Consider the following 18,344-nt stretch of genomic DNA (forward strand, 5'->3'; position numbering starts at 1 on the left):
TTAACAACTGTTTAATACGTTATTAAAAAGTAAAGCCTAAAATAATGTTAGGATCAAAATTAGACTTATTAAAACAGGAATGGATTGACGTAGTATTCGCCGGTCGTAACAAAGAGTACGGAGCATATGAGTTAAGGAAACAAAACTCAGCACGTACCGGTAAAGCTTTACTAATTGGTATTGTTTTATTCGTATTTGTTATATCGTTGCCTACTATTGTTAATGCCATAAAAGGCATCATTCCTAAGGAGGCTGAAAAGGTTAAAGTTACCGATGTGGTACTTACGCCTCCTCCACCCGTAGATCAAACTAAAAAACCACCTCCGCCGGCTCCAGAGCCGCCAAAACCAAAGGTTGACCAGGTTAAATTCCCGCCTCCGGTGGTAAAGCCTGATGACCAGGTTGTGGAAAAAGATCCGCCAACGGTTAAAGAACTTGAGGTTGCTGACCCTGGCCAGCGTGACCAGAAAGGCGACCCGAACGCTGAGATACGTATTGACGAGCCTGTAGGTAACTCTGACGTAAAGCAAGTGATCGAGAGTGACCCGAACGAGATCTTTACCGCGGTTGAAACGCAGCCAAACTTCCCCGGAGGTTTAGCGGCTTTCGGTAAATATCTGGAAAAGAACATCCATTACCCGGCAGTAGCCCGCGAAAACAACGTACAAGGCCGTGTATTCGTGCAGTTCGTTGTTGAAAAGGATGGTTCATTAACTGATATTAAAGTACTTCGCGGTATTGGCAGTGGTTGCGATGAGGAAGCTATGCGTGTATTGAAAAAATCACCAAAATGGTCACCTGGTATCCAGAATGGTCGTCCGGTGCGTGTACAATATACCGTTCCTATCGCGTTTAACTTAGCAAGCGAATAATTGCAAATAATGCCATTTAATACAAATTCAAAGCAAAAATCGCTCAAAAGGCGATTTTTGCTTATTTTAGGGGTTGTTACGTTTATCTGTGTAATTACACTTGGTGTAATGGTGATGTTTTGGGATGCCATGAACCTGCCGCTCACCGGCTGGCAGCGTTACCTGTTTGGCGCCTTCTTCATTTTTTACGGAATACTCAGGTTTTCACGTTTACTCAAAAAGGATAATGAAGAAGAATAATCTAAAACTTTTGCTTGCTGTTACGGCAGGGGTACTATTATCAGCCTGCGGATCATCGCAAAAAGATAACAAAGCCCCCTCAGATAGTTTTGCGGAAGGAAAGATCAAAATATTGGCTGATGAATCATTTGAGCCTATAGTTGCCGAAGAGCAGGTAGTGTTTGAAAGCCTGTTTAGCAAAGCTAAGCTGGATATACAGTACCTGTCAGAAAACGAGTTGCTCAACTTGTATTTGAATGACAGTGTGCGTGTGGCCATCATGTCGCGCGAGTTAACGCCGGCAGAAAAAAAGATATTTGATGAACGCAGGCTGGCCCCGGTAGTTGATAAGTTTGCGGTGGATGCCGTGGCGCTTATTGTGAACAAAGGCTCGGCAGATACGCTCATCACAGTGTCAGAAATAAAAAAAATGTTGAACGGACAGACTAAAACCGATCAAAATATCGTTTTTGATAATCCGAACTCCAGTGTCGTACGCTATCTAAAGGCATTTTCGGGCAATAAGGAGCTTAAGCAAAAGAATATTTATGCGCTTAAGTCAAACAAAGAGGTTGTAAAATATGTAAGTGAACATGAGGGTGCGATAGGCATAGTTGGTTTTAGCTGGCTTAATGATCCTGATGAAGATTACGCGCCATATGTGCAAAAAGTGCAGATAATGGGCGTACGTGATGAGGGTAGTAAAGAGTACCCAAATGAATATTTTAAACCATCACAAACTTCGCTTGTCTTAAAACAGTACCCGTTAAGCAGGGAGCTCTATATTTTAAATAGCACCGGGCGGGTAGGTTTAGGCACAGGATTTGCATCGTTTTTAGCAAGTGAACGCGGACAGCGTATAATACTAAAGTCCGGTTTACTGCCGGATTCGATCCCACGTAGAGAAATAAACATAAAGAAAGAGTAAAATAAATTAATCGATGAAAGAGATCAGTAAAATTGCCACCGCAGCATTGCCGCTGATGCTTATGGGTTCATCAGTTTTTTCGCAAAGTTTAGACGACGCCAAAAAAGCTATTGACGCCGAACAGTATCAGAAAGCAAAATCAATGCTTAAAAATCTGACCCAAACACAGGCAGATAAGGACGAAAATTATTTCTACCTGGGTTGGGTATATATATTACAGGATTATCCGGATTCAGCAAAAGCTGTATTTACCCAGGGTATCGCAAAAAATGCTAAATCAGCATTAAATTATGCCGGTTTAGGCGCAGTTGCACGTTTAGAGAAAAACGCTGCAGGTGCTACTACCAACTTTAACCAAGCTGTTAGCCTGGCAGGTAAAAGCAGCACGCCATATTTATATGTAGGCGAAGCTTATTTGCTTGACCCTGCCGATGCTAAAGCAGCAGCGGATGTATTGGCAAAAGGTAAAGCAGTTAACCCTAAAGATGCCGCATTATTGGTAGAGCTGGGTAATGCTAACCGTTTGTTAGTAAAAAGCAGCGAGGCGTTAACCAACTACCAGGAGGCATTAACCGCCGACCCTAAAGCAGCAAGCGCTATAGTAGCTAAGGGTGTACTTTGGAGATATGCCAACAACTTTGAGCAATCAGAAACTGAATACAAAGCGGCATTAGCCATTAACCCTAACTATGGCCCGGCTTACCGTGAGTGGGCTGAAACTGACCTTCGCTGGGCATTTAACGACCCAAAGATGGCGTCAGCTAAAGTTAAAGAAGGTGTTGAGAACTATAAAAAATACCTGAGCTTAACTGATCGTTCGGTTGAATCACGTATGCGTTATGCCGACTTTTTGTTAGCTGCCGGTGATTATCCAACTTTACAGGCAGAGGTTGCCGAGCTTGAAAAAGTAGCAGGTGCAAATAACCTTAAGATATATCGTTATAAAGCTTACGCTGCTTACGAGAATAAAGATTATACTGCTGCATTGGCAGGTATGAAAAAGTTTATGGCTGAAGCCGGTGAAAAACGTATCATTCCGCGTGATTACCTTTATTTAGGGCGTATCCAAGTTGCTATGGGCGATGACTCAACCGGTATAAATTCACTGCGCAAGGCAGTGGAATTAGACACCACTCAAGTTGATTTGTACGCTGACATTGCTAAAACTTTATACCAAAAAAAGAAATACGCTGAAGCTGGCGAGGCTTACTCAAAGTATATTGAAAAATCACGCGGTGCAAAACTGAATGATTATTTATCAATGGGTTTGAGTTATTACTTTGCTTTTCAGGATCAGTACTTTAGCACTGCTAAACCAAAACCAACCGCTGATCCTGCCCTGCTTACCAAAGCGGACAGTGCGTTTTCTTATATACAGGCCAAATCAACAACTCCTATCCCGATCGTAGCTTTATACCGTGCCCGTGTGAACGATTATAAAGAAACAAATCGTGATAATATCACAGGCATAGCCAAGCCATATTATGAGCAATATATTCAGATAGTAACCGCTAAAGGTGCTCCTGCCGAAGCTGATAAAAAAGGTTTGGCAGAAGCTTACTCATATCTTGGTTCATTATATGAGTTTAAAGATAAGGATGAGGTTAAAGCTGCTGAAAACTATACCAAAGCACGTGAGTTAGATCCGGCTAATAAACAAGCGCAACGCTTTTTTGCTAAAAAGGGTGGTGCTAAGGGCAAATAAATCTTGCTCTGATAAATAAACAAAAGGCCTCATTTTTATGAGGCCTTTTTTATTACACCTACATTATTATATTTGCAATATGGAAGCACAGAGTTTACCAATTAATTTTCTACCAATTATCTTTCAGATGGTAGTTGCACTGGGTTTTGTATTTACAACCATGTTTGTAACCCACAAAATAGGTCCTAAACGTGTAACTAATGATAAGCTTACGCCATTTGAATCGGGTATCGAGGTAATAGGTAACGCGCGTACTCCTATCTCTATTAAATACTTCCTTGTAGCCATCCTGTTCGTTTTGTTTGATGTGGAGGTAATATTCATGTATCCATGGGCGGTAAATTTCAAAGAGCTGGGTAAAACCGGCATGATCGAGATGTTCATTTTTATGGGTACTTTATTGCTTGGCTTTATCTACATCATCAAGAAACGCGCCCTTGAGTGGGATTGAGTTTAGATTGATTCTAAATACCTCATACATAGCTTTCTGAATGCGTATAGCTCGTATTTTATTATAAATTTGTGCTTTCCGGCGGTCTTTTTGCTGGTAAAACCTAAGTTTATAATAGTAGTTCATGAGTGATATTCAGATAGTTGATGCCCCTCCGGGCGTTGAAGGTTCAGGGTTCTTCGCCACCTCGCTTGATAAAGCAATCGGGTTGGCCCGTTCGCACTCATTATGGCCGCTGCCATTTGCAACTTCATGCTGTGGTATTGAGTTTATGGCCACAATGGGCTCTCATTATGACCTTTCCCGTTTTGGTGCCGAGCGTTTAAGCTTTTCGCCGCGCCAGGCCGACCTGTTGATGGTTATGGGTACCATTTCAAAAAAGATGGCACCTGTACTGCGCCAGGTATACCTGCAAATGGCAGAGCCGCGCTGGGTTATGGCCGTTGGTGCCTGCGCGTCAAGCGGTGGTATATTTGATACCTATTCGGTATTACAGGGCATTGATGAGGTTATACCTGTTGATGTTTATGTGCCCGGTTGCCCGCCACGCCCCGAAGCTATTATTGATGGCTTTATAAATATTCAGAAACTGGTACAAACTGAAACGCTGCGCCGCCGCAACGAACCTAAATACCAGGAACTTTTAGCTAAATATGGAATTCAGTAATGGGTAAAATAACCAATCAGGAAGTTTTAGATAAAATAGCCGCTAAGTTTAACGAGCAGGTAACCGTAATTGGCGAACCCCACAGTTTGCTGACCGTTGAAACCGGTCGTGATCAGATCATTGATCTGCTTGCCTTTTTAAAGAATGATGCAACGCTGCAATTCATTTTTTTGACAGATATTACGGCTATCCATTATCCTGAACAGGAAAAACCTATCGGTGTAATATACCACCTGCATAGTTTGGTTAATAATGTACGCATTCGCGTTAAAGTGTTTTTGCACGATGCTGATGTGCATATCCCTACAGCTACTGTGCTGTGGGACGGTGCCAACTGGATGGAGCGCGAAACCTACGACTTTTTTGGCGTTGTGTTTGACGGCCACCCTGACCTTCGCCGTATTTTAAATGTTGACGATATGACGGCCTTCCCGATGCGTAAAGAATTTCCGCTGGAAGACCCGAACCGTGTAGATAAGAAAGATTACTTTTTTGGAAGATAATACGTATGCAGAACCATCCTGTATTTTTTGATAATGATCCGCAAGGCGAACTATCGACCCTTAATTTAGGGCCAACGCACCCGGCTACGCACGGCGTTTTCCAAAACGTACTGCAAATGGACGGTGAGCGTATAGTAAGCGGCGTATCAACCATTGGCTATATCCATCGCGCGTTCGAGAAAATTGCCGAACACCGCCCTTTTTACCAGATCACCCCGCTGACTGACAGGCTGAACTACTGCTCATCGCCCATAAACAATATGGGTTGGCACATGACGGTTGAAAAGCTGGCCGGCATCACCATGCCAAAACGTGTGGATTACATGCGCGTAATTATTATGGAACTTGCCCGTATCGCCGATCATATTATATGTAACGGCGTATTGGGGGTTGATACCGGCGCCTTTACGGGCTTTTTGTACATGATGGAATATCGCGAAGAGATCTATGAAATTTACGAGGAGATCTGCGGCTCGCGCCTTACAACCAACATCGGCCGTATAGGCGGGTTTGAGCGTAACTTCAATACCATCGCGTTTAACAAGATCCGCAAGTTTTTAAAGGAATTTCCGCCGGTTTTAAAGGAGTTTGAAAACCTTTTTAACCGTAACCGTATATTTATTGACCGTACCAAGGGCGTTGCCCCGGTTACCGCCGAAACCGCTTTGAGCTATAGCTGGAGCGGGCCGCTGCTGCGTGCTGCCGGTATTGATTATGATGTACGCGCTATGGAGCCCTATTCATCGTACGAAGATTTTGATTTTGAGATCCCCGTAGGAGAGAATGGCGACGTGTACAGCCGCTTTTTGGTACGTAACGAAGAAATGAAGCAAAGCTTGCGCATTATTGAGCAGGCGCTTACCAAGATCGAAAAAGAACCCGCGGATATATTCCACGCCGATGTGCCTGAGTTCTACCTGCCTCCAAAGGAAGAAGTTTATAATAATATGGAAGCGCTGATCTATCACTTTAAGATAGTGATGGGTGAGGTTGAAACCCCGGTTACCGATGTATACCACGCCGTTGAAGGCGCTAACGGCGAACTGGGTTTTTACCTGGTGAATGATGGTGGCCGTTCGCCGTACCGTTTGCACTTCCGCAGGCCAAGCTTTATAAATTACCAGATGTACGCGCCCATGAGCCAGGGCATGCTACTGTCTGACGCGATAATTAACATGAGTAGTTTAAACGTTATAGCGGGAGAATTAGATGCTTAGAGTTGAAAATACTGAGCAGGCACCTGTTGAGTTTTCAGCAGCGCTGATCGCTAAGTTTGATGATATAAAAAGCCGCTATCCGGAAGGAAAGCAAAAATCGGCCTTGTTGCCGGTATTGCACCTGGTACAGGCCGAATACGGTTGGGTAAGTGCCCCGGCTATGGATAAGGTAGCCGAGTATCTTGATATTTTACCTATTGAGGTATACGAGGTGGCAACTTTTTACACCATGTACTTTATGCGCCCGCAGGGCAAATATGTACTGGAGGTTTGCCGCACAGGCCCATGCTGCCTGGTAGGTGCCGAAAAAATAATGGACTACATTGAGCAGCAGTTAGGTGTTAAAGAGGGTGAAGTAACCGCTGATGGCTTATTTAGCTGGAGAGGTGTGGAGTGTTTGGCTGCCTGTGGCTTTGGCCCGGTGCTGCAAATTGGCCCTGAGTATACTTTTTACGAAAATTTAACAACCCAATCGGTTGATACTTTAATAGCGGACTTGAAAGCAAAGGCAAATAACTAATGGGACGCAAATTATTATTACAACATATAAATGCACCCGGCATCAATACCCTTGATGGGTATCGCCAAACAGGGGGTTATGCCGCGGTTGAAAAGGCGCTGAAAACACTCTCTCCTGACGATGTTGTGGAAGAAGTGAAAAAATCAGGCTTGCGTGGCCGTGGCGGCGCGGGTTTCCCTACGGGGATGAAGTGGAGCTTTTTAGCCAAACCCGAAGGTGTGCCCCGTTACCTGGTTTGTAATGCCGATGAATCAGAACCCGGAACTTTTAAGGACCGTTACCTGATGACCAAGATCCCTCACTTACTGATCGAGGGCATGATCGTGGCCAGTTACGCCCTGGGTGCCAACACATCATATATTTACGTTCGCGGCGAAATGATGCCGCAGATACGCATCCTTGAAAAAGCCATTGCCGAAGCCAAAAATGCAGGTTTCCTGGGCAAAAATATATTAGGTACCGGTTACGATCTGGAACTATACGTACAACCAGGTGGCGGTGCCTACATCTGCGGAGAAGAAACCGCATTGCTTGAATCATTAGAAGGCAAACGTGGTAACCCGCGTATTAAGCCGCCATTCCCGGCTATTGCCGGTTTGTATGGTTGCCCTACAGTGGTTAATAATGTGGAGTCGATAGCCGCGGTAGTGCCTATCATTAACGAGGGTGGCGACGAATACGCTAAGATCGGCATCGGCCGCAGTACCGGTACCAAGCTGATCTCCGCATCGGGCAATATCAATAAACCGGGTGTTTATGAGATAGAGCTGGGTGTACCGGTTGAAGAATTTATTTACAGCGACGAATATTGCGGCGGTATAGCCAATGGCAAACGCCTTAAAGCGGTAGTAGCCGGTGGATCATCGGTGCCGATTTTGCCTGCTAATTTGATATTGAAAACCATCAACAACGAAAGCAGGCTGATGAGCTACGAATCCCTGTCTGACGGTGGATTCGCAACCGGCAGTATGATGGGTTCGGGTGGTTTCATCGTGTTTGATGAAGATCAGTGCATCGTACGTAACACCTGGAATTTCGCCCGCTTTTATCATCACGAAAGCTGCGGACAGTGTTCGCCATGCCGTGAGGGTACCGGCTGGATGGAAAAGGTTTTGCACCGCCTGGAATATGGCCATGGCAAAATGAGCGATATGGACCTGCTGGTTGATGTATCTAAAAAAATTGAGGGTAACACCATTTGTCCGCTGGGTGACGCGGCAGCCTGGCCGGTAGCCAGTGCCATACGCCACTTTAGGGATGAATTTGAGTGGCATGTTACCAATGCTGCCGAAGCTACCACACGCAACTACGGTTTGGCCAATTACGCCGACCCGTTGCCGAAGGTGGAAAAGACGGAAGCATAATAAGCATAGCGTCATTGCGAGGTACGAAACAATCCCCGACAGACTGAGAGATTGCTTCGTACCTCGCAATGACGGGAAAGAAAATAAAAGGGTGTCACCCTGGGCCTGTCGAAGGGCTAAACGCCGGACATAAATTGGCGGATGCTTCGACAAGCTCAGCATGACAGAAAGAAATATAAGGTCTTAAAAGTCCATCACTATAAGTGGGGATTTAGGAGTGATAAAATGAAAGTAACGATAGACGGAATCACTGTTGACGTAGAACCCGGAACAAGCATCCTGAATGCCGCGAGGCAGATAGGTGGCGATATTGTTCCGCCTGCTATGTGTTATTACTCAAAGCTTGAGGGCAGCGGCGGTAAATGCCGTACCTGTTTGGTTAAGGTAAGCAAAGGCTCTGAAAAAGATCCGCGCCCTATGCCCAAGCTGGTAGCATCGTGCCGTACCACGGTGATGGATGGCATGGAAGTGCAAAACATAACCTCGCCCGAGGTTATTGAAGCGCGTAAAGGCGTGGTAGAGATGCTGCTGATCAACCACCCGCTGGATTGCCCGGTGTGCGATCAGGCCGGTGAATGCCACTTGCAGGATTTGGGCTATGAGCATGGCGCCGCCAAAACCCGTTACGAGTTTGACCGCCGTACGTTTGAAAAGATTGACATTGGCGACAAGATACAACTGCACATGACGCGTTGCATACTTTGCTACCGCTGCGTGTTCACTGCAGACCAGATAACCAATACCCGCCTGCATGGTATCCTTAACCGCGGTGATCATTCCGAAATATCAACCTATATACAAAAAGCGGTTGATAACGATTTTTCGGGCAATGTGATAGATGTATGCCCGGTAGGCGCTTTAACTGATAAAACCTTCCGCTTTAAAAACCGTGTGTGGTTTACCAAACCGGTTGAAGCACACCGCGATTGTGATAAATGCTGCGGCAAGGTAACCTTATGGTACAAAGGTGAGGATGTGATCAGGGTTACAGGCCGTAAGGATGTTTATGGCGAGGTAGAGGAATTTATTTGTAACACCTGCCGCTTTGATAAAAAGAAAACAGCCGACTGGACGATTGAAGGCCCGCGCAAGGTATCGCATAAATCAGTGATCAGCGCTAACCATTACGAAACCATGAAGCCGCTGCCGGTGGTAAAAACCAACCCGCTGTTGCAGGAAGCTAATAAAGAACAATTTGAACGCGAAACCCGCCTGTAAATGGAATTAACAGATATTATAGTAAAAGTTATACTGATCGTTATAGTGTTCGCTATCAGCTTAGTGATAGCCATGTACTCTACCTATGCCGAGCGTAAAATAGCCGCCTTTTTTCAGGATAGGGTAGGCCCTAACCGCGCCGGTCCGTTTGGTATGTTACAACCACTGGCTGATGGTGCCAAAATGTTTTTGAAGGAAGAGATCATCCCGACAAGGGCAAGTGGTTTGCTGTTCATCGTAGGCCCGTCGCTGGCTATATTAACAGCGTGTATTGGTTCGGCTGTTATTCCGTGGGGCCAAAAGCTTACCATCGGTTCAACCATTATTGATCTTCAGGTTACTGATATCAACGTAGGTATCCTGTACATCTTCGGTGTGGTATCATTAGGTGTATACGGCATCATGATAGGTGGCTGGGCATCAAACAACAAATACTCGCTGCTGGGGGCTATACGTGCGGCATCGCAAAATATCAGCTACGAAATTTCAATGGGGCTTTCTATCATCGCCCTGCTACTGGTAACAGGTTCGTTAAGCCTGCGTGAGATCGCGGAGCAACAACACGGCTTTTGGCATGATGGCTGGTTTACCTGGAACTTTTTTAAGCAACCATTGGGCTTCCTGATATTCATTGTATGCGCCTTTGCCGAAACCAACCGTACCCCGTTTGATTTGCCTGAGTGCGAAACCGAGCTGGTAGGTGGTTACCATACCGAATATTCATCCATGAAACTGGGCTTTTACCTGTTTGCCGAATACATTAACATGTTCGTGTCATCAGCGGTAATGGCTACGCTTTATTTTGGTGGTTATAATTTCCCGTTTATGGAATTGATTGATTCGCCAAACCTGGTTACTATTATTGGTGTGGTGGTGCTGTTCGCTAAAATATTCGCGTTCATCTTCTTCTTTATGTGGATTCGCTGGACTATCCCGCGCTTTCGTTACGATCAGTTGATGAACCTGGGCTGGAAAACCCTGATCCCGTTGGCAATAGCCAATATTGTAATAACAGGTATTGTTATTACGCTTTTAAATTAATGTGGAGTTTGTATAAATGGAATCATTAAGCAATAAAAAAAAGGTACTTGAAGTAAAGCCGCTCAATATTTGGGAGCGTGCTTATTTGCCGGCTATTTTTAAAGGCCTGGCAATTACCATGAAGCACTTTTTTAAGAAACCGGTAACCATTAAATACCCGGAGCAGAAGCGTGAGTTTTCTGAAAATTTCAGGGGTATGCACTCTCTTAAACGTGACGAGCATGGCCGAGAACGTTGTACGGCCTGTGGCTTGTGCGCTTTATCGTGCCCGGCTGAAGCCATTACCATGACGGCTGCCGAGCGCCAGAAAGGTGAGGAGAACCTGTACCGCGAGGAGAAATATGCTGCTGTTTACGAAATAAATATGCTGCGCTGTATTTTTTGTGGCTTATGTGAGGAGGCCTGCCCTAAAGAAGCTATCTACTTAGATGGCGATATTGTGCCGGCAGATTACCTGCGCAAGGATTTTATTTATGGTAAGGATAAATTAGTGGAAGCGCCCTTAAACCAATAAAAAGAAGTTTTATACCTTAGCCTGCGTATTACGGCGGGCAAGGTGTTTTTCAATACTAAACATGAGTACATTTTACTTCATCGCATTCCTGTCCATATTTTTTGCGATACTGGTTATTACGGCACGTAACCCCGTGCACAGTATATTATACCTGGTATTAACCTTTTTTACGTTCACGGTACATTACATATTGCTGAACGCGCAATTTTTAGCCATTGTAAATTTTATTGTTTACATGGGGGCCATACTGGTACTTTTCCTGTACACGCTCATGCTCATGAACCTGAATAAGGATAATGAGCCCATGAAATCAAACATCGTAAAAATTGCCGCTGTATTTGGCGGCGGCTGCCTGCTGGTTACCATTGTGGCCTCGCTTAAAACGTTGGCCGTATCGCAGCCGGTAGTGCTGCAAAACCCCGAGCTGGGTTTGGTAAAAAACCTGGGCAAGGTACTCTTTAACGAATTTTTATTGCCTTTTGAAGTATCATCGCTGCTGTTGCTATCGGCAATGGTAGGCGCTGTTTTGCTGGCAACTAAGGATAAACAACCAAAAACACAACCTGATGGAAAGCTTTACTAACGCCATACAAGCGGTGCCGCTTAACCACTATATTCTGTTAAGCGCCATTATATTTACGATAGGAGTAATTGGTGTACTGCTGCGCCGTAATGCCATCATCATTTTTATGTCGGTTGAGCTGATGCTTAACGCGGTTAACCTGCTGCTTACCGCTTTTTCGGTATACAGAAATGATGCCGCGGGGCAGGTGTTCGTATTCTTTATCATGGCCCTGGCCGCTGCCGAGGTAGCCATAGGGCTGGCCATCATCGTAATGATATACCGCAATACCAACTCGCTGGATATAAATGTGCTGAACAGGTTGAAGTGGTAGCGGGTGATTTCGGATTTCGAATTTTCAATTTCGGATTTTGAACAGATAAACTGATAGAAGTAAAAAAAGATATATACGTCATTGCGAGGAACGAAGCAATCTCCGGATAAGCAGAACTCAAAATGATAGTTAGAGATAGACTACAACATGGACAAATACATCTGGCTTATTCCTTTACTACCGTTAGCCGGTTTTATTATTAACGGGCTTGGGCGTAATGCTTTGCCTAAAAATTTAATTGGCGCTATTGGCAGCCTGCTGGTACTGGTATCATTCGGGCTAAGCGTGGCTACCTTTTTCCAGATCAAGGCATCAGGCGTACCCATTAACGTTGAGCTGTATAACTGGTTCACCGTTGGCAACCTGAATGTATCGTTCGCTTTTTTGATCGATCAGTTGAGCGCTATCATGCTGCTCATCATAACGGGTGTTGGCTTTCTGATCCATTTATACTCTATCGGTTACATGCACCATGATAAGGGCTTTGGTAAGTTTTTCGCTTACTTAAACCTGTTCGTTTTCTTTATGCTGCTGCTGGTAATGGGCTCCAATTACCTGGTAATGTTCATCGGTTGGGAAGGCGTGGGGTTATGCTCATACCTGCTGATCGGCTTTTGGTTCAACAACCCAAGCTATGCCGATGCCGCTAAAAAGGCATTCGTGATGAACCGCATTGGCGACCTTGGTTTCCTGATCGCGGTATTCCTGATATTTAATACCTTCGGCAGCATCAGCTTCGCGGATGTGTTCAGCAAGGCAGCCACTATGCAATCCGGCGACAGCACTATCCTGTTAATTACCTTATTGTTATTTGTAGGTGCTACCGGTAAATCGGCACAAATACCATTGTTTACCTGGCTACCCGACGCGATGGCCGGCCCAACCCCGGTATCGGCACTGATCCACGCCGCAACCATGGTTACTGCCGGTATCTATATGATAGCCCGCTCGAACATATTGTTCACCCTGGCACCTGTTACCCTGGAGGTGATCTCCATAATAGGTTTGGCAACCGCGGCTTTCGCGGCGCTTATCGCCCTTACACAAACGGATATTAAAAAGGTATTGGCTTACTCAACAGTATCGCAATTAGGGTATATGTTTTTGGGATTGGGTGTTGGTGCTTATACCGGCGCATTCTTTCACGTGCTTACCCACGCGTTTTTCAAAGCCTTATTATTCCTGGGTGCCGGTTCGGTTATCCACGGCATGAGCAATGAGCAGGATATGCGCAAAATGGGCGGACTGAAAGGCAAACTACCCGTAACCTTTTATACCATGCTTATCGGTACCATCGCTATAGCGGGTATACCGCCATTCGCTGGTTTTTTTTCAAAGGATGAAATATTAGCCCATGCTTTTGAGCACAGCACCACTTTATATGTAATAGGGGTAATCACCGCTGGCTTCACCTCGTTCTACATGTTCCGTATGCTGTTCCTTACGTTCTTCGGTAAATTCCGTGGCACACACGATCAGGAGCATCACCTGCATGAGTCACCCGCTACCATGACCATCCCGCTTATTGTGCTGGCCATACTGTCTATGGTAGGTGGTATGATTGGTGTACCTGAGGTATTGGGCGGTCATCACGAATTGGGTGCTTTCCTGGCACCGGTGTTTGAGCCCTCGGCAAAACTTACCGGCGAGGCACATCATCTGTCGCATAGCACTGAATACATCCTGATGGGTGTATCAGTTGGTGCCGCACTTATAGCCCTTGGCTATGCTTACATTAAGTATATAAGCGGTAAACATGTACCTGCCGCTGATACCGAAGAGCGACACATATTATCAAACCTGTCATACAATAAATTTTATGTGGATGAATTGTATGATTTCCTGATCCGCAAGCCACTGGACGCGCTGTCGGTATTCTTTTACAAGGTGGTTGACTTGCTGGGTATTGATGGCCTGGTAAACGGTTTGGGTAAAAGCTCAATTGAAGCAAGTAAAGGTCTGCGCCTGTTGCAAACAGGTAATGTAGGCTTCTATATATTTATGATGGTGATAGGTATTGTGGCAGTGCTGCTGTACGGTTACACCCTAATTAATTAAAACGCAAGCGTTAAGTTGATAAAATGACGGTTAGTATTCTACTTTTTTTACCTGTAATTGCCGCTGTAATTACCGCCTTTATTAAAAACGGCGCAGCCAAACATGTGGCATTATTTTTTGCTGTTGCCGAGCTGGCTATAGCATTACTGCTTTTAACCCGATTTGTGCCTGACGCTTCTGTACAGTTTAGCGTTAGTTATCCGTGGCTGCCAAAATTCGGAATATATTTTACCGCCGGTATTGATGGCATCAGTATGATCATGGTTTTATTAACCACGGTGCTTGTTCCGCTTATTATACTGACTACCTACCAGCATCAGTATAAAAATGCAGGCGCTTTTTATGCTTTGATACTGTTTATGCAGGCAGGTATGCTTACCGTATTTACCGCGTTAAACGGCTTTTTATTTTATGTTGGCTGGGAGGCCGCGCTAATACCCATTTACTTTATATGCGGTTTATGGGGAGGCGAAAACCGGATCCGCATCACTATTAAATTTTTCATTTACACTTTCGCGGGTTCGCTGTTCATGCTGTTAGGGCTGATCTATCTGTACCTGCATAGCCCGGCAAAAACGTATGAACTGAGCGATCTTTCAAGCATGGGTTTAACCAACCTGCAGCAGGCATGGTTGTTCTGGGCGTTTTTTATCGCTTTCGCTATCAAAATGCCGGTGTTTCCGTTCCATACATGGCAGCCCGATACCTATACTGTGGCACCATCTGCCGGTACCATGCTGCTTTCGGGCATAATGCTTAAAATGGGTATTTACGGGGTAATCCGCTGGTTGCTGCCTAATGTGCCGGTTGGCTTTTTAATATGGCAAAATATAGTAATTATACTGGCAGTTATCGGCATTGTATATGCTTCGCTGATCGCCTTTAATCAAAAGGACGGAAAGCGCCTGGTAGCTTATTCATCCATAGCCCACGTTGGCCTGATAGCCGCAGGTATCTTCGCATATAATACCCAGGGTATGCAAGGCGCATTGATCCAAATGGTAAACCACGGTATCAATGTAGTAGGTTTATTTTTTATCTGGGATATCATCAGCCGCAGGCTTGGTACACGTGATATTAGCTTGATGGGCGGTATTGCCAGGGTGGCTCCTCAGTTTGCCATCGCATTTTTGATTATAACATTAGGTACAGTAGCCCTGCCATTAACCAATGGTTTTATCGGGGAGTTTTTGTTGCTGAAAGCGGTGTTCAACTATAATATATGGATAGCCGCCGTAGCCGGACTAACCATCATACTGGGCGCGGTATATATGCTGCGTATGTACAAGCAGGTAATGCACGGCGAAACCAATGAACTTACCGCCCTGTTTACAGACATTACCGGTACCGAGAAATTGGTTTTAGGCATAATCTGTACACTTATTATTGTAATAGGCGTATACCCGCAGCCACTATTACACATATCCGAAGCAGCAGTGAATAACCTGCTTACAGAGATCAGCCAAAAGGTTGCAGCAATGACAAGTAAGTAATTAGAATTTAAAGAGAGATGACCACCTTAATAATATTATCAGTCTTACCCTTGCTGCTTTTGTATCTTGGGTTGTTTAAAGCAAACAAAGCGTTATTGCCTGTAGCGGTTATTGGCTTATTAGCCGGTTTAGGGTTTGCCATTGCCGAATGGGATACCAATGCCCAGCCTATATTTTCGGGCATGATGCTGTTTGATAACTTTTCTATAGCTTTCTCAGGCATTACTATAGTATCAACTATATTGATATTGCTGCTTTCAAAAGGCTATTTTGAAAAGATAAGCAGCCACGTAGCCGAGTATTACGCCATTATATTATTCGCCCTGGCGGGTATCATCGTAATGGTATCATTCCATAATTTGGTGATGTTGTTCATCGGTATCGAGATCATGTCAGTAAGTTTATACATTCTGGCAGGTATCCGTAAAAATGATTTTGCATCTAACGAGGCCGCGCTTAAATACTTTTTGATGGGTGCTTTCTCAACCGGTTTCCTGTTGTTCGGTATTACATTGATCTATGGTGCATCAGGCTCGTTCAACCTTGAGGCTATCCGTAATTTCGTAGTTGAAAACCCGCGCGAGATCGGTCCGCTGTTTTATACCGGCTTGTTGCTTATCATTGTAGGTATGTGCTTTAAAGTTGGTGCAGCCCCTTTCCATTTCTGGACACCGGATGTGTACGAAGGCTCACCAACGCTGATAACCACCTTCATGTCAACCGTGGTAAAAACGGCAGGTTTCGCCGCTTTCCTGCGTTTGTTCTCGGCAAGCTTTGCGCCGCTGTCTGATTTTTGGGCACCTGTGCTGCTGGTCATCACCATCATAACATTATTCATCGGTAATATTACCGCACTGTATCAGCAAAGCTTTAAAAGAATGCTGGCCTTTTCGAGCATATCACATGCAGGCTACCTGCTGTTCGCTATTGTAGCGTTAGGTGCTGCCTCGGCAAGCTCAGTGTTTGTATATGCTTCAGCTTACTCTGTGGCTTCAATCATCGCCTTTGGCGCGCTTATACTGGTGCGCCGCCAAAGCGGGTCAGATAGTTTTGACAGCTTTAACGGCCTGGCGGCTAAAAACCCGTTTCTGGCATTTACACTTACAGTGGCCATGCTCTCGTTGGCAGGTATACCGTTAACGGCAGGCTTTGTTGGTAAGTTCTTCATGTTCTCTGAGGCTTTATCAAAATACCAGTTGTGGCTTGTAGTGCTGGCTGTGGTTAATGCTATCATCAGCATATTTTATTATTTCAGGGTGATTATTGCCATGTACTTTAAAACTACTGATAAGGGCGAAGTTACTGTACCTGCTTATTACAGCTTTGTTTTAGGCTTGTCAGCATTAATAACTATCTTAATTGGTATTTATCCTGCAATAATTTCTAATCTCATCTGATAACAGATAGGGGCCAGCCAAACTTCACATAATTATTTGTAGTTTTACGGCCACACTGCATGGAAAACATCTGGGATAGCCTGCAAAGTTTAACTGATGCCAATACCATAATCGGTCTTGGCTTTTACGTTTTGCTTGTAGTTGTTTTTGCCGAAACCGGTCTTTTCTTTGGTTTCTTTCTTCCCGGCGATTACCTATTGTTTATGGCGGGCATATTTTGCGCCGCAGATAAACTGCCGGTTGATATAAGTATGCTGGTATTTTCATTAGCAATTGCCGGAATTTTAGGCAATTATGTGGGTTACTGGTTTGGTTACCGAACGGGGCCTTTACTATACAAACGCAAGGACTCATGGTTCTTTAAAAAGCGTTATGTAATGGTTGCCGAGGAGTTTTATCATAAATATGGCGGTACAGCGCTTATTTTAGGCAGATTTTTTCCGATAATCAGGACTTTTGCACCTATCTTTGCAGGAGTTGTTAAAGTAAGTTTTAAAAAGTTTACCCTTTACAACATAACGGGCAGCGTTTTGTGGGTGAGCGTACTTACATTGGCAGGTTATTTTTTAGGCAGGAGTTATCCCGAAATAGAAAATTATCTGCAATATGTTATTTTAGCATTTTTAGTAATAACAACTGCTCCCCTGATATTTGCTTTCGTGAAAAAGAAACTTATTAGCGGTAAAAGCGTTAAAGAAAACGAAATTGATAATAAAGATATACAAGAATAAATGAGTACTCAACACCCATGGCACCAGGTATCGGCTGGTAAAAATGTTCCGGAAGTAGTAAATGCTATTATCGAGATCCCAAAGGGCTCAAAAGCAAAATACGAAATAGATAAAGATTCAGGTTTGTTAAAACTTGATCGTGTACTTTTTTCATCAGTAATGTACCCGGCCAATTATGGCTTTATCCCGCAAACTTATTGTGATGATAAAGATCCGCTGGATATCCTGGTGATCTGTTCTGTTGATGTTTACCCGATGTCTATCATCGAGGCTAAAGTAATCGGCGTAATGCACATGGTTGATAATGGCGAACAGGACGATAAGATCATCGCTGTTGCTGCTAATGATATGTCAGTAAATTATATTAATGACATAGCTGAACTGCCGCCGCATACCATGAAAGAGATCGTTCGTTTTTTCCAGGATTACAAAACATTGGAAGATAAGAATGTAACCATTGAAAAATGGCTTGGTGTAAGTTATGCCCACAAGGTAATTGAAGAAAGCCTTGAGCTTTATCAAACCACCTTTCCCGTTTACCAATAATTAA

Annotated in this window: 20 protein-coding genes; all 20 read left to right on the top strand. The window is 44.4% G+C overall.

Going from position 1 to position 18,344, the window contains the following annotated elements; translation table 11 throughout:
* The first annotated feature begins 44 nt into the window (after nucleotides 1–44).
* The 20 genes from LJ707_RS10720 (at nucleotide 45) to LJ707_RS10815 (ending at nucleotide 18,340) form a co-directional block, all read left to right on the top strand.
* The gene (locus LJ707_RS10720; RefSeq protein WP_228950830.1) at nucleotides 45–872 is read left to right on the top strand and encodes an energy transducer TonB; all 828 of its coding nucleotides are present in this window, start codon (nucleotides 45–47) and stop codon (nucleotides 870–872) included.
* A 9-nt stretch (nucleotides 873–881) separates the two neighbouring features.
* Nucleotides 882–1,112, top strand: a complete 231-nt coding sequence (locus LJ707_RS10725; RefSeq protein ID WP_228950831.1) for a hypothetical protein — start codon at nucleotides 882–884, stop codon at nucleotides 1,110–1,112.
* Nucleotides 1,099–2,019 carry a PstS family phosphate ABC transporter substrate-binding protein gene (locus LJ707_RS10730; protein ID WP_228950832.1) on the top strand — a complete coding sequence of 307 codons (921 nt, stop codon included), beginning with the start codon at nucleotides 1,099–1,101 and terminating at the stop codon, nucleotides 2,017–2,019. Before LJ707_RS10725 ends, LJ707_RS10730 begins: the two co-directional genes overlap by 14 nt.
* Before the next feature lie 13 nt (nucleotides 2,020–2,032).
* The gene (locus LJ707_RS10735) at nucleotides 2,033–3,724 is read left to right on the top strand and encodes a lipopolysaccharide assembly protein LapB (protein ID WP_228950833.1); all 1,692 of its coding nucleotides are present in this window, start codon (nucleotides 2,033–2,035) and stop codon (nucleotides 3,722–3,724) included.
* A gap of 79 nt (nucleotides 3,725–3,803) precedes the next feature.
* Entirely contained in the window at nucleotides 3,804–4,175 is a 372-nt protein-coding gene (locus LJ707_RS10740) for an NADH-quinone oxidoreductase subunit A (protein WP_194101515.1), read from the top strand.
* Between the two features lie 124 nt (nucleotides 4,176–4,299).
* Entirely contained in the window at nucleotides 4,300–4,842 is a 543-nt protein-coding gene (locus tag LJ707_RS10745) for an NADH-quinone oxidoreductase subunit B (protein WP_228950834.1), read from the top strand.
* Complete coding sequence (locus LJ707_RS10750) at nucleotides 4,842–5,345, top strand: NADH-quinone oxidoreductase subunit C (protein ID WP_228950835.1); 504 nt, start codon at nucleotides 4,842–4,844, stop codon at nucleotides 5,343–5,345. Before LJ707_RS10745 ends, LJ707_RS10750 begins: the two co-directional genes overlap by 1 nt.
* Before the next feature lie 5 nt (nucleotides 5,346–5,350).
* Nucleotides 5,351–6,562 carry an NADH-quinone oxidoreductase subunit D gene (locus LJ707_RS10755; RefSeq protein ID WP_228950836.1) on the top strand — a complete coding sequence of 404 codons (1,212 nt, stop codon included), beginning with the start codon at nucleotides 5,351–5,353 and terminating at the stop codon, nucleotides 6,560–6,562.
* Nucleotides 6,555–7,082, top strand: coding sequence for an NAD(P)H-dependent oxidoreductase subunit E (gene nuoE, locus LJ707_RS10760; protein ID WP_228950837.1), 528 nt, complete (start codon nucleotides 6,555–6,557; stop codon nucleotides 7,080–7,082). The genes LJ707_RS10755 and nuoE overlap by 8 nt, the downstream gene beginning before the upstream one ends.
* The gene (nuoF, locus tag LJ707_RS10765) at nucleotides 7,082–8,446 is read left to right on the top strand and encodes an NADH-quinone oxidoreductase subunit NuoF (RefSeq protein ID WP_228950838.1); all 1,365 of its coding nucleotides are present in this window, start codon (nucleotides 7,082–7,084) and stop codon (nucleotides 8,444–8,446) included. The genes nuoE and nuoF overlap by 1 nt, the downstream gene beginning before the upstream one ends.
* 225 nt (nucleotides 8,447–8,671) lie before the next feature.
* Complete coding sequence (locus tag LJ707_RS10770) at nucleotides 8,672–9,664, top strand: 2Fe-2S iron-sulfur cluster-binding protein (protein WP_228950839.1); 993 nt, start codon at nucleotides 8,672–8,674, stop codon at nucleotides 9,662–9,664.
* Nucleotides 9,665–10,705, top strand: a complete 1,041-nt coding sequence (nuoH, locus tag LJ707_RS10775) for an NADH-quinone oxidoreductase subunit NuoH (protein WP_228950840.1) — start codon at nucleotides 9,665–9,667, stop codon at nucleotides 10,703–10,705.
* A gap of 16 nt (nucleotides 10,706–10,721) precedes the next feature.
* Nucleotides 10,722–11,219, top strand: a complete 498-nt coding sequence (locus tag LJ707_RS10780; protein WP_228950841.1) for an NADH-quinone oxidoreductase subunit I — start codon at nucleotides 10,722–10,724, stop codon at nucleotides 11,217–11,219.
* A gap of 61 nt (nucleotides 11,220–11,280) precedes the next feature.
* Nucleotides 11,281–11,802 carry an NADH-quinone oxidoreductase subunit J gene (locus LJ707_RS10785; protein ID WP_228950842.1) on the top strand — a complete coding sequence of 174 codons (522 nt, stop codon included), beginning with the start codon at nucleotides 11,281–11,283 and terminating at the stop codon, nucleotides 11,800–11,802.
* Nucleotides 11,786–12,115 (top strand): NADH-quinone oxidoreductase subunit NuoK, encoded by a 330-nt coding sequence (gene nuoK / locus LJ707_RS10790; protein ID WP_228950843.1) that lies wholly within the window; start codon nucleotides 11,786–11,788, stop codon nucleotides 12,113–12,115. Before LJ707_RS10785 ends, nuoK begins: the two co-directional genes overlap by 17 nt.
* A 147-nt stretch (nucleotides 12,116–12,262) precedes the next feature.
* Complete coding sequence (gene nuoL, locus LJ707_RS10795; RefSeq protein WP_228950844.1) at nucleotides 12,263–14,173, top strand: NADH-quinone oxidoreductase subunit L; 1,911 nt, start codon at nucleotides 12,263–12,265, stop codon at nucleotides 14,171–14,173.
* Nucleotides 14,174–14,196: 23 nt separating this feature from the next.
* Nucleotides 14,197–15,666: a NuoM family protein gene (locus LJ707_RS10800; protein ID WP_228950845.1), complete on the top strand. Its 1,470-nt coding sequence runs from the start codon at nucleotides 14,197–14,199 to the stop codon at nucleotides 15,664–15,666.
* 17 nt (nucleotides 15,667–15,683) lie between these two features.
* Nucleotides 15,684–17,063 carry an NADH-quinone oxidoreductase subunit N gene (locus tag LJ707_RS10805; RefSeq protein ID WP_228950846.1) on the top strand — a complete coding sequence of 460 codons (1,380 nt, stop codon included), beginning with the start codon at nucleotides 15,684–15,686 and terminating at the stop codon, nucleotides 17,061–17,063.
* 59 nt (nucleotides 17,064–17,122) lie between these two features.
* On the top strand, nucleotides 17,123–17,794 hold the full coding sequence (locus LJ707_RS10810) for a DedA family protein (protein WP_228950847.1): 672 nt from the start codon (nucleotides 17,123–17,125) through the stop codon (nucleotides 17,792–17,794).
* Nucleotides 17,795–18,340 (top strand): inorganic diphosphatase, encoded by a 546-nt coding sequence (locus tag LJ707_RS10815; RefSeq protein WP_228950848.1) that lies wholly within the window; start codon nucleotides 17,795–17,797, stop codon nucleotides 18,338–18,340.
* The last annotated feature ends 4 nt before the right edge of the window (nucleotides 18,341–18,344 follow it).

It is taken from the genome of Mucilaginibacter sp. UR6-1 (assembly GCF_020880975.1).
GTDB lineage: Bacteria > Bacteroidota > Bacteroidia > Sphingobacteriales > Sphingobacteriaceae > Mucilaginibacter.

Coding starts and splice junctions, on each gene's coding strand:
- LJ707_RS10720 (WP_228950830.1), top strand. CDS start 45: ATGTTAGGATCAAAATTAGACTTATTAAAACAGGAATGGATTGACGTA.
- LJ707_RS10725 (WP_228950831.1), top strand. CDS start 882: ATGCCATTTAATACAAATTCAAAGCAAAAATCGCTCAAAAGGCGATTT.
- LJ707_RS10730 (WP_228950832.1), top strand. CDS start 1,099: ATGAAGAAGAATAATCTAAAACTTTTGCTTGCTGTTACGGCAGGGGTA.
- LJ707_RS10735 (WP_228950833.1), top strand. CDS start 2,033: ATGAAAGAGATCAGTAAAATTGCCACCGCAGCATTGCCGCTGATGCTT.
- LJ707_RS10740 (WP_194101515.1), top strand. CDS start 3,804: ATGGAAGCACAGAGTTTACCAATTAATTTTCTACCAATTATCTTTCAG.
- LJ707_RS10745 (WP_228950834.1), top strand. CDS start 4,300: ATGAGTGATATTCAGATAGTTGATGCCCCTCCGGGCGTTGAAGGTTCA.
- LJ707_RS10750 (WP_228950835.1), top strand. CDS start 4,842: ATGGGTAAAATAACCAATCAGGAAGTTTTAGATAAAATAGCCGCTAAG.
- LJ707_RS10755 (WP_228950836.1), top strand. CDS start 5,351: ATGCAGAACCATCCTGTATTTTTTGATAATGATCCGCAAGGCGAACTA.
- nuoE (WP_228950837.1), top strand. CDS start 6,555: ATGCTTAGAGTTGAAAATACTGAGCAGGCACCTGTTGAGTTTTCAGCA.
- nuoF (WP_228950838.1), top strand. CDS start 7,082: ATGGGACGCAAATTATTATTACAACATATAAATGCACCCGGCATCAAT.
- LJ707_RS10770 (WP_228950839.1), top strand. CDS start 8,672: ATGAAAGTAACGATAGACGGAATCACTGTTGACGTAGAACCCGGAACA.
- nuoH (WP_228950840.1), top strand. CDS start 9,665: ATGGAATTAACAGATATTATAGTAAAAGTTATACTGATCGTTATAGTG.
- LJ707_RS10780 (WP_228950841.1), top strand. CDS start 10,722: ATGGAATCATTAAGCAATAAAAAAAAGGTACTTGAAGTAAAGCCGCTC.
- LJ707_RS10785 (WP_228950842.1), top strand. CDS start 11,281: ATGAGTACATTTTACTTCATCGCATTCCTGTCCATATTTTTTGCGATA.
- nuoK (WP_228950843.1), top strand. CDS start 11,786: ATGGAAAGCTTTACTAACGCCATACAAGCGGTGCCGCTTAACCACTAT.
- nuoL (WP_228950844.1), top strand. CDS start 12,263: ATGGACAAATACATCTGGCTTATTCCTTTACTACCGTTAGCCGGTTTT.
- LJ707_RS10800 (WP_228950845.1), top strand. CDS start 14,197: ATGACGGTTAGTATTCTACTTTTTTTACCTGTAATTGCCGCTGTAATT.
- LJ707_RS10805 (WP_228950846.1), top strand. CDS start 15,684: ATGACCACCTTAATAATATTATCAGTCTTACCCTTGCTGCTTTTGTAT.
- LJ707_RS10810 (WP_228950847.1), top strand. CDS start 17,123: ATGGAAAACATCTGGGATAGCCTGCAAAGTTTAACTGATGCCAATACC.
- LJ707_RS10815 (WP_228950848.1), top strand. CDS start 17,795: ATGAGTACTCAACACCCATGGCACCAGGTATCGGCTGGTAAAAATGTT.